The organism is Flavobacterium ichthyis (assembly GCF_009915155.1).
GTDB lineage: Bacteria > Bacteroidota > Bacteroidia > Flavobacteriales > Flavobacteriaceae > Flavobacterium > Flavobacterium ichthyis.
This window is the reverse complement of the sequence record NZ_JAABLM010000020.1, coordinates 1-15,058: the sequence shown is the minus strand read 5'-3', so window position 1 is coordinate 15,058 and position 15,058 is coordinate 1. Positions and strand designations below refer to the sequence as shown.

Genomic DNA, 15,058 nt, shown 5'->3' with positions numbered 1-15,058 from the left:
TAATAAAAACTTTTTCTTTTCAAGTCAAATTTTGAAACGAAAATAACAGAGGCTAAAAAGTTAAATTGTATTTTTACCTCTAACACATTTGAACTTAATCAAGATGACTTTAGAAAATTTGCCCTTTATACCATTAATTATCTGTATTACAATAGGCTTTTTATTCGGATATTTTATTCAAGCGATTCGAAATAATGGTAAAATTGCGGTTTTTAATGGAAAGATAGAAACCATGGAAAAACGCATTTTCGATTTAGAAAAAACCATTTTGCATGAGCGAAATTTGCATCAAGACAAATTAGAAAAATGGCAACACGATCGAGAAGCCATGACTATTTTACTAACAAAAAAAGAAGCAGATTTTGATAATCTATGGGAAACTAATAGGGTTCAAAAGGCTGAAATTGAAAGCCTTCAGAAGAGATTCTCCATAGAATTTGAGAATTTGGCACAAAAAATATTTGAAGAAAAATCGGTTAAATTCACCCAACAAAATAAGGAAAATTTACAGTCGGTTTTGCAGCCACTTCAGGAAAAAATTTATTTTTTTGAGCAAAATGTGGTAAGAACGCACAAAGAGAGTATTGCTTATCATGCCACTTTAAGAGAACAAATTGGAAATTTAAAAGAAATGAACGCTCTTATGAGCCAAGAAACGGTCAATTTAACGAAGGCTTTAAAAGGTGATAGTAAAATGCGTGGAAGTTGGGGAGAACTCATTTTAGAGCGTGTTTTGGAAAAATCAGGTTTGCAAAAAGGGAGTGAATATGAAGTGCAAAAAGCAGTAACTTCGGAAGACGGCAAACGATTTTTTCCTGATGTGATAATCAACCTTCCCGATAAGAAAAAAATAATCATCGACTCAAAAGTTTCGTTAATTGATTATGAAAAATATGTGAATGAAGAAGATGAGCAAACACGTAATTTTCATAAAAAAAATCACACAGTCGCTGTAAAACGCCACATCGAACAACTTTCTATAAAAAACTATTCCGAGCTTTACAATATGGATAGCCCAGATTTCGTCTTGCTTTTTGTAGCAATAGAACCTGCATTTGCATTGGCGTTAAACGAAGATTCAGAAATTTACAACCAAGCGTTTTCTAAAAATATCGTAATCGTAACGCCTTCAACGCTTTTGGCTACTTTGAAAACTATTGACAGCATGTGGGCCAATAAAAAACAACAACAAAATGCGTATGAAATCGCGCGACAAGCTGGCGCTTTGTATGATAAATTTGAAGGATTTGCGTCCGATTTAATCCTAATTGGAAAAAAAATTGGCGAAGCCCAACACAGTTATGACAATGCCATTCAGAAATTAAGCTCTGGAAAAGGAAATTTGGTTTCAAGTGTAGAAAAGTTAAAAAAATTAGGAGCAAAGGCAAAAAAATCACTTCCTAACCAATTGATGTCTGAAAGTGATTAAAACATTTATATTTCAAACTAAATTATTATTATACAATATTTAAAATGGATAACAATTTTTAATTATTAACCATTATTTATTATATATTTGCTTTTTTCTACCATAATTTATTATTAGTTTGATAATGAAACGCAAATATTTTTCTTACTCCTTTCTATTGGTAATTTTAACTGTTTTTGCAACATCTTGCGGCAATGATGATGATAATTATCAAAATTTACCAGAAGAAACCACTCCAGTTACCGTTGATTTGGCTTTAGTACCTTACCCTAAATTATCTGACTACCATTTTTTCAAAAATGAAATAAAAGATAAGAATTTGTCAGATGAAGTACTTTTATATGAACCCGCAAGTTCACTTTTTACAGATTATGCACATAAACAACGTTTCGTGTGGATGCCTGAAGGAACACACGCTACTTATGCTGGAGATGAAAATGCACTGAATTTTCCCTTAGGAAGTGTTTTAGGAAAAACCTTTTATTATGAACACACCGGTAGTGACGGCCAACCCAGAATTATGGAAACCCGCTTACTCATTAACAAAGCTGACGGATGGAAAGCCTATGTGTACGTTTGGAATGAAGCGCAATCAGATGCATTTTTGGAAACCACTAATAACGGGGTAAGTATCCCTATAACATTTACCGAAAACGGGGTACAACATTCCATAAATTACAAAGTACCATCACAAGGCGATTGCTTAGTTTGTCATAAAATTAATGCAAATCAAGAAACTGGAGGCGAAAGAACTATTCCAATCGGCCCAAAACCACAAAATTTAAACACCATTTTAACCTATAACGGTGTTGCACAAAATCAAATGGCAAAATGGCAAAGCCGAGGATTTTTAGCAAACGATATTCCGACTGAAATAGTTTCAACAGTCGATTGGAGAGACACAAGCAAGCCGCTTGAAGCAAGAGCAAAATCATATTTAGATATTAATTGTGCACATTGCCATCGTGATGGCGGTCATTGTGATTATGTTCCGGTTCGATTTAATTTTAGCAATAATAATAGAGAAAAAATGGGAATATGTATGGAACCGCTGTTTCAAGTACAGGATGCTCCATTTGTAATCAATGCCGGAAATGCCGATCAATCCGAAATTATTAGAAGAATTAATACTAATGAACAATCTCTAATGATGCCTATTATAGGCAGAACTATTGTACATGAAGAAGGTGTGACGTTAGTTAAAGAGTGGATTAATGCTATGGAACCCATTTGTCGATAACTACTAAATATACAATAATGAAACAAAAATTACTTTTCTTGACAGGTCTTCTTAGCGGATATTTTTTATATGCTCAAGACGACTGCGCATCTGCACCCGAAATCACGTTAAATAGCCTTATTACCGTAACTGCTATAAACGGTAGCCAAGTTCCCCAACCTATCTGCGCTCCAAATGGTGCAATACAAAATTCAAGTCCTGCTGGCGAATGGTATAAATTTACTGCAACACAAAACCAAAATTTAACCTTAACCACAGATTTACAACAAAATTCTGGTAAGGATACTCGTGTACATATTTATACAGGAAGCTGTCAAGGCTTAACATGTTATGCCGGAGACGATGACTCAGGTGAAATTGGAACGGGATATTTATCTATATGTAATTTTACTGTTTCGGCAGGCACAACATATTACATTGCCTTTGATAATCGCTGGAACTCTTCTGGATTTGACTTTATATTGATTCCACAAACAACACCTGTTACTCCCGTAGTTTTTACACCACAAACAATTCCAACTTCCGCAACCATTTGTTGCGTAGCAGATATGAATGGAGATTATTTAGATGATATTGTTACCGTTCAAACAAACGGGATGACTATTTTACACCAGCAAGCCAACGGAGGTTTTACAACTTCTAATTATAGTTTACCTGGATTAACGACACAACCGGGATGGAGCATAACTGCAGGAGATTTCGACAAAAATGGATATAACGATTTAGTGTTTGGAGGCGGAAGCAGATTGTGTGTAATCAAAGCAAATAGCACCGGCACTGGTTACACCGAAATTCCTTATCCACAATATATTTTTACACAGCGAGCAAATTTTATTGACATTAACAATGATGGTAATTTAGACCTTTTTGCCTGTCATGATACCGCACAAAGTCATGCATACAGAAATGATGGAAATGGTAATTTAACATTAGATATTTCGTTTTTCCCAACCTTAGCAGTAGGCGGAAATTACGCTTCAATCTGGACAGATTTTAATAACGATGGTTATCAAGATATGTATTTGGCAAAATGTCGTGGTGGAGCACCAGTTGGAGACCCTCAACGGATAAATCTTCTTTACAAAAATAATGGAAATGGAACTTTTACAGAAGTTGGCGCAACTGCAGGTGTTAATGACGGTTCGCAATCTTGGTCCACCGCAATTGAAGATTTTGACAATGATGGCGACATGGATTTTTTATTGTCAAATATTTCTGACACCAATAAATTATATAGAAATAATGGCGATGGCACTTTTACAGATGTTTACGCCACAAGCGGAATTAGCCCTCAAGTAGGCTCTTGGGAAATTCAAGCGGTAGATTTTAACAATGATGGTTGGGTAGATTTTCTATGGCAGAATGGAAAAGAATTATATATTAATAATGGAAACATGACATTTAGTTCGTATGACTTACCTTTTAGTGAAGGTGGAATTGGCGATTTAAATAATGATGGTTTTTTAGATGTCCAAATGGGCAATACTGTGTACTATAATCAACCAAACGGCAATAATTGGGTAACGATAAACTTACAGGGAAACACCAGCAATCGAAACGGAATTGGGGCTCGTGTTGAATTAATTGGAGCTTGGGGAAAACAAATCCGTGAAATACGGAGCGGAAGCGGATTTAGCCACCAAAGTACGTTAAATGCTCATTTTGGTATTGGTACCGCAGATCAAATCACCCAAGCCGTAATCAAATGGCCTTCTGGAATTGTAGATCGAGTAGATAACCCAGCGATTAATCAACAGCGTTTAATCGTAGAAGGTTCAACTTTAGGAGTGACAAAAATTAATTCTGATGCGTTTAAAATTTATCCAAATCCAGCAAAAGACATTCTAAATATTACGATGAAAAACGGTCAAGCAGAAATTGTTTCGGCTGAAATTTATGATTTGCAAGGTCGAAAAGTTTTGACTTCAACTCCACTAAATAATAGCGTAAATGTTGAAAATTTAACCACGCAAACTTATGTTTTAATCCTAGAAACTGCAGACGGAATCAGGCATTCACAAAAATTCGTTAAGAATTAAAAACAAAATAGCCTCCTGAATTGGGAGGCTATTTTTTTATTTACTCAAATACATTTTTCTTCGAGAATACAATTCATAAAACTGGTCGTCTTTTAAATCGTCTATGAACAAAATGCTTTCTCCTGTAGATTTCATTTCAGGCCCCAAAGCTTTATTGACACCCGCAAATTTGCTAAAAGAAAACACAGGTTGTTTGATGGCGTAACCATTTAGTTTCGGGTTAAAAGTAAAATCAGTTACTTTATTTTCGCCTAACATAATTTTCGTAGCATAATTTACATAAGGTTCGCCATACGCTTTCGCAATAAAGGGAACCGTTCTTGACGCTCTAGGATTAGCTTCAATGATATACACGATATCGTCTTTTATGGCAAATTGAATATTGATTAAACCAACAGTTTTTAGTGCCAAAGCAATTTTTTTAGTGTGGTCTTTAATTTGTTGCATCACAAATTCGCCCAAGTTGAACGGCGGCAAAGTAGCATTCGAATCGCCAGAATGTACACCACAAGGTTCAATATGTTCCATAATCCCGATGATGTAAACATTTTCACCATCGCAAATAGCATCTGCTTCGGCTTCAATCGCACCATCAAGGTAATGGTCTAATAATAATTTATTACCAGGAATGCTTCGTAATAAATCAATTACGTGTTCCTCCAATTCTTTTTTATTGATGACAATTTTCATGCCTTGACCCCCTAAAACATAAGACGGTCTCACTAACAAGGGAAAATCCAATTGGTCTGCTAAAGCTGAAGCTTCATCGGCAGTTTCAGCAATTCCAAATTTTGGAAAAGGAATTTGTAACTCTGTCAGCAATTCAGAAAAACGACCTCTGTCTTCCGCTAAATCTAAAGCGTCAAAACTTGTCCCAATGATTTTTATGCCGTATTTCGACAATTTTTCAGCTAATTTCAATGCAGTTTGTCCTCCTAATTGTACAATGACACCCTCAGGTTTTTCGTGTTGAATCACATCGTAAATATGTTCCCAAAAAACAGGCTCAAAATATAATTTATCAGCCGTATCAAAATCTGTGGAAACCGTTTCAGGATTACAATTGATCATAATAGTTTCATATCCACATTCTTTTGCCGCCAAAACTCCGTGAACACAAGAATAATCAAACTCAATTCCTTGCCCAATTCTATTAGGACCAGAACCTAAAACCACGATTTTCTTTTTATCCGACACAATACTCTCATTGTGAACAAAAGTTTTTCCGTCAGCACTTTGAATTTCGGCTTCAAAAGTAGAATAATAATAAGGTGTTTTTGCTGTAAATTCTGCCGCACAAGTATCTACCAACTTATAAACACGATTGATGTTTAACTCTTGTCTTAACTTGTAAACCTGACTTTCCAAACACTTCATCATGTGGGCAATTTGCCTGTCGGCGAAACCTTTTTGTTTGGCTTCAAGCAATAATTCCTTCGGAAGATTTTCAATGGTATAATTCGAAATTTCTTTTTCCAACACATATAATTCTTCGTATTGTTTCAAAAACCACATGTCGATTTTTGTGATTTCATGAATTCTACTTAACGGAATTCCAAGCTGAATAGCATCGTAAATTACAAAAACACGATCCCAACTGGCGTAAGTTAATTTCTCTATAATTTGGTCGTAATTGGTATAACTTTTTCCGTCAGCTCCTAAACCATTTCGTTTAATTTCTAAAGATTGAGTGGCTTTGTGCAACGCTTCTTGAAAAGATCTTCCAATTCCCATCACCTCGCCTACTGATTTCATTTGAAGTCCCAAAGTTCTGTCGGCTCCTTCAAATTTGTCAAAATTCCAACGTGGGATTTTTACGATTACATAATCTAAAGTGGGTTCGAAAAGTGCTAAAGTAGTTTTGGTGATTTGGTTTTGAAGTTCGTCTAAAGTGTAACCCAAAGCCAGTTTCGACGCTATTTTTGCAATTGGGTATCCCGTTGCTTTTGATGCCAAAGCCGATGAACGCGAAACTCTCGGGTTGATTTCAATTGCCACGATGTCTTCTTTTTCGTCAGGCGAAACGGCAAATTGCACATTACAACCTCCGGAAAAATTTCCAATGCTTCGCATCATTTTAATCGCCATGTTACGCATTTTCTGAAATGTTGAATCAGATAATGTCATGGCTGGAGCAACCGTGATGGAATCTCCCGTGTGAATTCCCATCGGATCCATATTTTCTATTGAACAAATAATGACTACATTGTCATTTTTGTCTCGCAAAAGTTCCAATTCGTATTCTTTCCAACCGAATAATGCTTTGTCAATCAGCACTTCGTGAATAGGCGACATTTCTAAACCGTAGGTTAATTTGTCATCAAATTCTTCTTTACTATGAACGAAAGCGGCTCCTGTTCCACCTAATGTAAATGAAGGGCGAATTACCAGCGGAAATCCAAATTCTTGAGCGATTTCTTTTCCTTGTAAAAATGAAGTGGCAATTTTTGCTGGAGCTGCCGGAATATCAATTTTTTCTAATAAACGCTTAAATTGTTCACGGTCTTCGGTAATGTTGATAGCATTGATATCTACTCCAATCATTCTCACACCAAAATCTTCCCAAATTCCTTTTTCGTCAGCTTCCAAACAAAGGTTTAATGCGGTTTGACCTCCCATTGTTGGTAAAACCGCATCAATTTGTGGATGCTCTTTTAAAATTTCGATGATGGATTTGGTGGTTAACGGCTTCAGGTAAACATGATCTGCCATGGATGGATCTGTCATGATAGTTGCCGGATTAGAGTTGATGAGAATGACTTCGATTCCTTCTTCTTTGATGGATCTTGCAGATTGCGAACCGGCATAATCAAATTCGCAGGCTTGCCCGATTACGATTGGTCCGGAACCGATAATTAATACTGACTTGATTGAAGTGTCTTTTGGCATTGTGTGTTTTTGTTTAAAGTTTAAAGTTTTAAGTTGTGGTAAAACTTTAAAAAGTAGTTAGTGGTATTTAAAAAAAAGAACGTGATGTGGGCAGTTTTTTTAGCCCCGATTATAGCGGAAATTCTTTTTTGTTTGGCGACATTTTTTTGCTGCCGAAAAAAAGCGACCAGCGGAAGCTCTTTTTTTGGGTTGCAAAAAAGGAGCAAAACAAAAAAGATTGCAGCGGAAAGCGGGAAAAAGCTCCATAAAAAATTGAAATGACAAGGTATAAAAAAAGGCGGTACTAATTGAGTAACGCCTTTATTTATGTTCAGTCAAACATTATTTTTTGTGTCTTGGTTCGCAAGAAACTGTCAATTTATGTCTTCCTTTTGCTCTTCTTCTAGCAAGCACTTTTCTTCCATTGGCAGAAGCCATTCTGTCCATAAATCCGTGCTTATTTCTTCTTTTTCTTTTCGATGGTTGAAACGTTCTTTTGCTCATTGCTTTGTATCTTTAAAAAATCTTGTTGAAATATTTTTACCAGGTTCGAAATCAATGCTGTTTCAAAACCGAGTGCAAATATACAAAGGTTTTTTTTTCTGACAATAGGTTTTTAAAAAATATTTTTAATTGATTTTATTACCTTTGCCGTCATAAAAATTATTTGGACTATGTTTCACAAAAATATTAAATTATTTCTTGCTTCGTTATTGATGGGTTGTGCAATTTGGCAGTTTGCTGATAAAAATATCGGGAACGGTATCTTTTTAATTTTACTTTCGCTGATTGTGATTTTGTTTTATTTTAAAAATGAGATGATTATTTTGGCGTTCTTAAAATTGAGAAAGCAAGATTTTCCGGGGGCTCAAAAGTGGCTTTCTAAAATTAAAAACCCGGAAGGTGCTTTGGTGAGAAAGCAACAAGGTTACTATAATTATTTGCAAGGTTTGATGCTTTCGCAAACGAATTTAACGCAATCTGAAAAATATTTTAAGAAAGCAGTAGAGCTTGGCTTGAACATGAATATGGATTTAGCGGTTGCAAAATTAAATTTGGCGGGAATTGCTTTGTCTCGCAGAAGAAAAATTGAAGCCACAAATTTGTTGACAGAAGTTAAAAAATTAGACAAACAGGGCATGCTGAAAGATCAAATAAAAATGATGAAAGACCAAATGAAGAAAATTTAATTCAGTTTATTCTTGTGGTTTTTCAAAAAAAAAAAGAGGCTATTTCGGTATGAAATAGCCTCTTTTTTATTAAAAATTGTGACCAATCATTAATAACCTTCCGTAGGAATTTCCAAGGTGTAACGTTTTCCGGCAGCAACGGTTAATTTTCTGTCGCGCAACCAAGGATTGTGGATTTTTAAAATTTTATAGTTAATCCCCTGCGATTTTGCAAAAACAGCTAAGTCTTGAATGGTAGAATCTACCTCCACTTTTTTTACGGCAATAGGATTGTAAAGTTCTGACGGATTTACGTTAAAACCGTATTGCAGTTGGTTTTTCATAATTTGTTTCAAAGCCAAAATCCTAAAAACGTAACGTGCGGTTTCGTCAGTTAGTAATAAATCATAATAGTTATTTTCGCCTTGGAATGTAATTTGTTTATTCACGCCTCCTGCTCCACCATTGTAGGATGCAGCAGCAAGAGTCCAGCTTCCAAATTTTTTATAAGCACTGTTTAGATAACGACAAGCGGCTTCAGTAGAAATTTCGAGATGGTAACGTTCGTCCACAATATCATTGACTTCCATGCCATATTCTTTGGCGGTTGCCGGCATAAATTGCCAAAAACCTTTTGCTCCCGCGGAAGATGTAGCGTTCATCAGAGCACTTTCGGCGACAGCCAAATATTTAAAATCGTCCGGAATATTATTTTTTTTCAAAATAGGTTCAATTACTGGAAAATAACGGTTTGCCCTCTTGATGATTAACAAAGTGGAAGCATCGAGGTTAGCATTTACAATTAATTCACGGTCTAATCGCTCTTTTACATCAGAGATTTGCAACGGGACTTTTTCACCACAAAAATCCAGCTCTGTAGGAAAAAAATAATTATTTACAATAGGTATTGGCGTTTTTTCATTGGTAGAAACCGCGTGAATCAAAGTTCCGCTTACTAAAATGACGCCTGCGATAATGCTTGTTTTTTTTATCAAATTCATGTGCTCTTTCGTTTAGATGTATTTTCGTAAACCTACAAAAAATAGTTAATGCATGGTTAGATAATTTATTGTTTTTTTAAAATAATTTCGGGTAAATTTTCATTCAACCACTTGTATTTATTGATAATCATAATGTGTGTTCCACCGGGAACAGCGATATAATTTTTGATATACCTCACCGGAAAAACCTCGTCTGAATCTCCGTGAATGTGAACCACGGATTCATTTGGAATGGTTCTATCCCAAAAAATAATTTGTTCCAAAGCCCAATCGAGATAACTCTTGTCGCGCATGTTCATGAACTTTTCGTAAAGCCTTAATCTCTGCGCAAACTTTTTATTGGTAAACGAAAACCTTGCCAAAAATTCTACATTTTGCATCATCCCGGTTGGGATAATTTTGTAGGCTTTAGTTTTTTTGGCAAATTTCATTCTTCGTGGAAATTCTTCGTTACATTTTACGCTTGAAATGATAATTACTTTTCGTGGTTTTAAAAATTCTGCCATTTCTTGAACCAAAACGCCTCCGAACGAAACCCCTACCAATACGGGATTTTCGTGCTTTACTCCTTTTGAAATTCGCTTGGCATATTCTTTTAAATTTTCTTGAGGCAAAGGCAAAAGCCAATCAAGAAGATGTATTTCAAATTGATTCTCGGGCAATTTTATATTTTCAAAAATAGCCGAACTTGCCGCCATTCCAGGCATAAAATAAACGTGAATTTTTTCCATCACACTGCTTTTAACGCTATGATAACAGCGAGTTTGAGTTTTTATTACGAAATTTGCATAAAATTATGGTTTTTTACGTAAGTTTTTTCTACTTCAAATTTAAAAAATCAACAAATTATGTAATAGCAATTGTTTCCTGAAAACAAAATAGAAACCGCACAATTTAGCTCTCTTGAGACATATCTTTCTATTTGGTTTGGAAATTTTTGGTTTGAAAAACATTTTATTTGTGCGGTGAAAATTCCGGTTAACGGATTCAAAACCTTAAATGAAAGATAGCGGTATGGAAATTAAAGACAATACTTTTTCACGACAATTTGAAACGATTTCGGACGATAAACTGTTAACTGTTGAATATTCTTTTCAGGAAAGAAAGATATTTTTAACGAAGTTAAATGTTCCCGAAGAGTTTGAAAATGACGAATATGTTTCTGATTTTTTAAAAGAAATTTTAACTATTGCCGAAGAACGCAAACTGAAAGTTGTACCAACTCATCCGAAAATTGCAGCTTTTTTTAGAAAAAATCCAATTTACAAGGAATTATTGCCTCCAGGAATCAGGATTTAAATTTTTCAGTCGAAAGTCGAAATTAAAAATTGGCGTCAAAAACCTTAAATCCTAAATCTTTTATCTTATATCTTTCATCTTATATCTTATATCCTAAATGAGCGAAGAAGTTAATCTAAAAATCCTTCAATTTTTTGAAAATATCGAAAAATATTATGGCAGCAAAACTGAAATTACGGAGGGTTTGTATAGCTTAACACAAAGTTTCGACAGTCATTCCACAACTTGGAATTTATCAGAATTTAATTTAGTTCGATCAGGATACCGCAAAATTGGTGAGCGATTAATGCTCGAAGGCGAAAAAATGTATTATGAGATTTCGGCAGCATTGTTGGTGAATTTTGAACAAAAAGGCAGAAATACATTTGAATTTATTGAAAAATATGGCGACTCAGTTTTGAGAGTAACTAAAATTAAATTTCATTATAAATATTGATGTTAGACTTCTTAGAGTTTTAGAAAATTATACTACTTAGATTTTGCGCAAGATCTAATTTTGCCAAAAAGTCTAAAAATCTAACGTTCTAAATGCCTATACTTCCACATTCAAAAACTCCATTCTAACCAAACCATCCTCGTCAATTTTTGTCAGGTTGATTTCATGCAAGGTATTTACCAATTCTGGATTCCAAGGTGTTTTTACTTTCACATAATTTTCCGTAAAACCATTTATGTAACCTTCTTTGTTTTCACTTTCAAACAACACGGTTCGCGTTTTCCCTAATTGACTTTCGTAGAAAGCACGGCGTTTTTTTACCGAAAGACCTCTTAACATCTTGCTTCGCTTGGCTCTCACATTTGCCGGAACCGGATTTTCCATGTTTGCCGCTTCGGTATTATCTCTTTCAGAATAAGTAAAAACGTGTAAATACGATATTGGAAGTTGGCTCAGATAATTATAAGTTTCTAAAAAAAGTTCGTCGGTTTCGCCCGGAAATCCTACAATAACGTCAACCCCAATGCAAGCATCCGGCATTACTTCGCGAATTTTTGACACTCGATTAGTATAAACTTCTCGCAAATAGCGGCGTTTCATTTTTTTCAAAATGGTATCGCTTCCAGATTGCAACGGAATATGAAAATGTGGCACAAATGTTCGGGAATTCGCTACAAATTCAATGGTTTCGTTTTTCAACAAATTGGGTTCAATTGAAGAAATTCGCAAACGTTCAATTCCCGGAACGGTATCTAATGCTTGAACGAGGTCAAAAAAAGTATGTTCGTGTTTTTTATTTCCAAATTCGCCTTTGCCATAATCCCCAACGTTTACGCCAGTTAGCACGATTTCTTTTATATTTTGTTCCGAAATTTCTTTGGCATTTTTCAATACATTTTGCAAAGAATCGCTTCTAGAAATTCCTCTTGCCAAAGGAATTGTACAATACGTACATTTATAATCACAACCGTCCTGAACCTTTAAAAATGCTCGGGTTCTATCTCCTATTGAGTAACTTCCTACGTAAAAATCAGCCTCTTGAATTTCGCAAGAATGTACTTCGCCAAAATCATTTTTGGACAAATCATTGATATAATCGGTAATTTTAAATTTTTCTGTCGCTCCTAAAACCAAATCCACGCCGTCAACAGCCGCTAATTCTTCAGGTTTTAATTGAGCATAACAACCAACAGCTGCCACAAACGCTTTGTCGTTGAGCTTCATTGCTTTTCGAACCACTTGCTTAAATTGCTTATCAGCATTTTCTGTAACCGAACAAGTATTGATTACGTAAATATCCGCAACTTCCTCAAAATCAACCCTATCAAAACCTTCATCTTGAAACGAACGTGCAATAGTAGAAGTTTCTGAAAAATTCAGCTTGCATCCGAGTGTATAAAAAGCAACTTTTTTTCTGTTATCTGTTATCATTAAAATCCTCCGAAAAAATTGAAAAACAACCTTGTTTATCTATATTTACATTTTGCAAATAGCCTGCAAATTTACGTACAATATTTTTCAAAATGAAATCATTAATTCGCTATCTATCAATATTTTATATTAACCTAATATTATTGTCCTGCGGAAAAAATACCACAAACGACCGCGATAAACAGGTTTTCAGGTTTAATCAAGATGCTAATGTAAGTTCGTTAGATCCTGCTTTTGCAAAATCGCAAGACAACATTTGGATGTGTAACCAAATTTTTAATGGTTTGGTTCAATTGGATGATAGCCTGAACGTAAAGCCTGATTTGGCAAAGTCTTGGACGATTTCAGACGATGGAAAAACCTATACTTTTTTGTTGCGAAACGACGTTTTTTTTCATCAAATTTTTGTTTTTGAAAAAAAATCAAGAACGGTAAAGGCACAAGATTTTGAGTTCTCTTTTAACCGAATTTTAGACGAAAAAGTGGCTTCTCCCGGAGGTTGGATTATGCAAAATGTAGAAAGTTTTTCTGCGGAAAATGACTCGGTTTTTAAAATAAACTTGAAAAAATCTTTTCCGGCTTTTTTGGGTTTGCTTTCGATGAAATATGCGTCGGTTGTTCCGAAGGAAGCATTTGTTTCCGGGCATGATTTTCGAACAAACCCGATTGGAACCGGACCTTTTCAATACAAACTTTGGGAAGAAAATGTAAAATTGGTTTTAAGAAGAAATCCTTTGTATTTTGAAAAAGACGAATCCGGAAATCAATTGCCTTATCTTGAAGCGGTTGCCGTGACTTTTTTGCCGGATAAACAAAGTGGATTTTTGCAGTTTGCTCAAGGCAAAATTGATTTTGTTTCCGGTTTGCATCCCAGTTATAAGGATGAAATTTTAACGCAAAGCGGAAAACTACAATCTAAATACGAAGAAGATGTTAATATGATTACGGGTTCGTATCTCAATACGGAGTATTTAGGTTTTAGAATGGATGGCGAGAAAAATCCGGCGAAAGACAAACGTATTCGTCAGGCGTTGAATTATGGTTTTGATCGAAAAAAATTAGTCACCTATTTGCGAAATGGTATGGGAACTCCGGCGGTTAACGGAATTATTCCAGCGGGACTTCCGGGTTTTGACGAGTCGAAAATTTATTATGATTTTGATTCGGCGAAAGCCAAAAAATTAGTTGCCGAATATAAAAAAGAAACAGGTGACAATAACCCGAAAATCGCGTTGAGTACGAACGCTACCTACTTAGATATTGCCGAATATTTGCAGCGCGAATGGAAAAAAATCGGCTTAGATGTTTCGATTGATGTGAATCCGCCGGCGACTTTGCGTCAAGCGATTTCAACTGGAAAATTTTCTTTTTTTAGAGCAAGTTGGATTGCGGATTATCCGGATGCTGAAAATTATTTGTCGCTTTTTTACAGCAAAAATTTTGCACCGAATGGTCCGAATTATACGCATTTTTTTAATCCGGAATTTGATCGATTGTACGAACAAGCTTTCTTGGAAACGAACGATACCAAACGGATTTTATTGTACCAAAAAATGGATGCGTTGGTGATGGAAGAATCGCCTATTATTCCGCTTTTTTATGATAAAGTGGCGCGATTTACGAGAAAAAACATAACGGGTTTAGGGATAAATCCTTTGAATATGTTGGATTTACGTCGGGTGAAGAAATTGGATAATTAGATTGTTAGATAATTAGATTGTTAGATAATTAGATTGTTAGATAATTAGATTGTTAGATAATTAGATTGTTAGATGATTAGATGATTAGATGATTAGATGGTTAGATGATTAGATGATTTGAAAATTGAGTAATTTGAAGATGTTGTGAGAACTGACGATTACAAAAATGCCTAAAAATTTGTCAATTAGCCCAGTCCCAAAGTTTCGGGAGCAAGGGAAATCCTTTTGTTCGTTTTTGCCAAAAACAAAAACATTGAACAGGAAAGCGGGAAAATGTTCCAACACTTCTGAATCGCTGTAAAAAAAAATCCGAAACGTATTGAACATGCCCCAAAAAGTTAGACACTATTTGGGGCATTTTTTATGGAAAGAAAAGTTAAGTATGATTACGCATTTAAATTAGAATGTGTTAAGTTAGTTTTAGAGAAACATTATTCTGTTTTGTA

The 15,058-nt window shown here is 35.1% G+C and carries 12 protein-coding genes; 7 read left to right on the top strand and 5 right to left on the bottom strand.

Annotated elements, in window-relative coordinates:
* The first annotated feature begins 103 nt into the window (after positions 1-103).
* The 3 genes from GV828_RS12520 (at position 104) to GV828_RS12510 (ending at position 4,708) form a co-directional block, all read left to right on the top strand.
* Positions 104-1,429, top strand: a complete 1,326-nt coding sequence (locus GV828_RS12520) for a DNA recombination protein RmuC (RefSeq protein ID WP_166537841.1) — start codon at positions 104-106, stop codon at positions 1,427-1,429.
* Between the two features lie 124 nt (positions 1,430-1,553).
* Positions 1,554-2,669, top strand: coding sequence for a hypothetical protein (locus tag GV828_RS12515; protein WP_166537840.1), 1,116 nt, complete (start codon positions 1,554-1,556; stop codon positions 2,667-2,669).
* A gap of 17 nt (positions 2,670-2,686) precedes the next feature.
* On the top strand, positions 2,687-4,708 hold the full coding sequence (locus GV828_RS12510; protein WP_166537839.1) for an FG-GAP-like repeat-containing protein: 2,022 nt from the start codon (positions 2,687-2,689) through the stop codon (positions 4,706-4,708).
* 36 nt (positions 4,709-4,744) lie between these two features.
* On the opposite strand, the gene carB is transcribed toward GV828_RS12510, so the two are convergent.
* Positions 4,745-7,597 (bottom strand): carbamoyl-phosphate synthase large subunit, encoded by a 2,853-nt coding sequence (gene carB / locus GV828_RS12505; RefSeq protein WP_166537838.1) that lies wholly within the window; start codon positions 7,595-7,597, stop codon positions 4,745-4,747.
* Positions 7,598-7,918: 321 nt separating this feature from the next.
* Complete coding sequence (gene rpmH, locus GV828_RS12500) at positions 7,919-8,080, bottom strand: 50S ribosomal protein L34 (RefSeq protein WP_007136275.1); 162 nt, start codon at positions 8,078-8,080, stop codon at positions 7,919-7,921.
* A 170-nt stretch (positions 8,081-8,250) separates the two neighbouring features.
* On the opposite strand from rpmH, the gene GV828_RS12495 reads away from it, so the two are divergent.
* Positions 8,251-8,766, top strand: a complete 516-nt coding sequence (locus GV828_RS12495) for a DUF2892 domain-containing protein (RefSeq protein ID WP_166537837.1) — start codon at positions 8,251-8,253, stop codon at positions 8,764-8,766.
* 89 nt (positions 8,767-8,855) lie between these two features.
* Here the strand turns inward: GV828_RS12495 and GV828_RS12490 are convergent, their stop codons facing one another.
* Together GV828_RS12490 and GV828_RS12485 are read right to left on the bottom strand one after the other, a co-directional pair.
* Positions 8,856-9,746 carry a lytic transglycosylase domain-containing protein gene (locus GV828_RS12490; protein ID WP_166537836.1) on the bottom strand — a complete coding sequence of 297 codons (891 nt, stop codon included), beginning with the start codon at positions 9,744-9,746 and terminating at the stop codon, positions 8,856-8,858.
* 65 nt (positions 9,747-9,811) lie between these two features.
* On the bottom strand, positions 9,812-10,477 hold the full coding sequence (locus tag GV828_RS12485; protein WP_166537835.1) for an alpha/beta hydrolase: 666 nt from the start codon (positions 10,475-10,477) through the stop codon (positions 9,812-9,814).
* Between the two features lie 283 nt (positions 10,478-10,760).
* Here GV828_RS12485 and GV828_RS12480 point away from each other — a divergent pair, with 283 nt between their 5' ends.
* Together GV828_RS12480 and GV828_RS12475 are read left to right on the top strand one after the other, a co-directional pair.
* A complete protein-coding gene (locus tag GV828_RS12480) occupies positions 10,761-11,045 on the top strand; it encodes a GNAT family N-acetyltransferase (RefSeq protein WP_166537862.1) in 285 nt (94 codons plus the stop codon).
* A 97-nt stretch (positions 11,046-11,142) separates the two neighbouring features.
* Positions 11,143-11,481, top strand: a complete 339-nt coding sequence (locus GV828_RS12475; protein WP_166537834.1) for a hypothetical protein — start codon at positions 11,143-11,145, stop codon at positions 11,479-11,481.
* A gap of 96 nt (positions 11,482-11,577) precedes the next feature.
* Here the strand turns inward: GV828_RS12475 and mtaB are convergent, their stop codons facing one another.
* On the bottom strand, positions 11,578-12,912 hold the full coding sequence (mtaB, locus tag GV828_RS12470; protein WP_166537833.1) for a tRNA (N(6)-L-threonylcarbamoyladenosine(37)-C(2))-methylthiotransferase MtaB: 1,335 nt from the start codon (positions 12,910-12,912) through the stop codon (positions 11,578-11,580).
* Positions 12,913-13,004: 92 nt separating this feature from the next.
* Here mtaB and GV828_RS12465 point away from each other — a divergent pair, with 92 nt between their 5' ends.
* The gene (locus tag GV828_RS12465) at positions 13,005-14,612 is read left to right on the top strand and encodes an ABC transporter substrate-binding protein (protein WP_166537832.1); all 1,608 of its coding nucleotides are present in this window, start codon (positions 13,005-13,007) and stop codon (positions 14,610-14,612) included.
* Positions 14,613-15,058 lie beyond the last annotated feature (446 nt).

Excerpts from the sequence above, each read along its gene's own strand:
- GV828_RS12485 (WP_166537835.1), bottom strand. The coding sequence starts at position 10,477 with ATGGAAAAAATTCACGTTTATTTTATGCCTGGAATGGCGGCAAGTTCG.
- GV828_RS12495 (WP_166537837.1), top strand. The coding sequence starts at position 8,251 with ATGTTTCACAAAAATATTAAATTATTTCTTGCTTCGTTATTGATGGGT.
- mtaB (WP_166537833.1), bottom strand. The coding sequence starts at position 12,912 with ATGATAACAGATAACAGAAAAAAAGTTGCTTTTTATACACTCGGATGC.
- carB (WP_166537838.1), bottom strand. The coding sequence starts at position 7,597 with ATGCCAAAAGACACTTCAATCAAGTCAGTATTAATTATCGGTTCCGGA.
- GV828_RS12515 (WP_166537840.1), top strand. The coding sequence starts at position 1,554 with ATGAAACGCAAATATTTTTCTTACTCCTTTCTATTGGTAATTTTAACT.
- GV828_RS12510 (WP_166537839.1), top strand. The coding sequence starts at position 2,687 with ATGAAACAAAAATTACTTTTCTTGACAGGTCTTCTTAGCGGATATTTT.
- GV828_RS12490 (WP_166537836.1), bottom strand. The coding sequence starts at position 9,746 with ATGAATTTGATAAAAAAAACAAGCATTATCGCAGGCGTCATTTTAGTA.
- GV828_RS12475 (WP_166537834.1), top strand. The coding sequence starts at position 11,143 with ATGAGCGAAGAAGTTAATCTAAAAATCCTTCAATTTTTTGAAAATATC.
- GV828_RS12465 (WP_166537832.1), top strand. The coding sequence starts at position 13,005 with ATGAAATCATTAATTCGCTATCTATCAATATTTTATATTAACCTAATA.
- rpmH (WP_007136275.1), bottom strand. The coding sequence starts at position 8,080 with ATGAGCAAAAGAACGTTTCAACCATCGAAAAGAAAAAGAAGAAATAAG.
- GV828_RS12480 (WP_166537862.1), top strand. The coding sequence starts at position 10,761 with ATGGAAATTAAAGACAATACTTTTTCACGACAATTTGAAACGATTTCG.
- GV828_RS12520 (WP_166537841.1), top strand. The coding sequence starts at position 104 with ATGACTTTAGAAAATTTGCCCTTTATACCATTAATTATCTGTATTACA.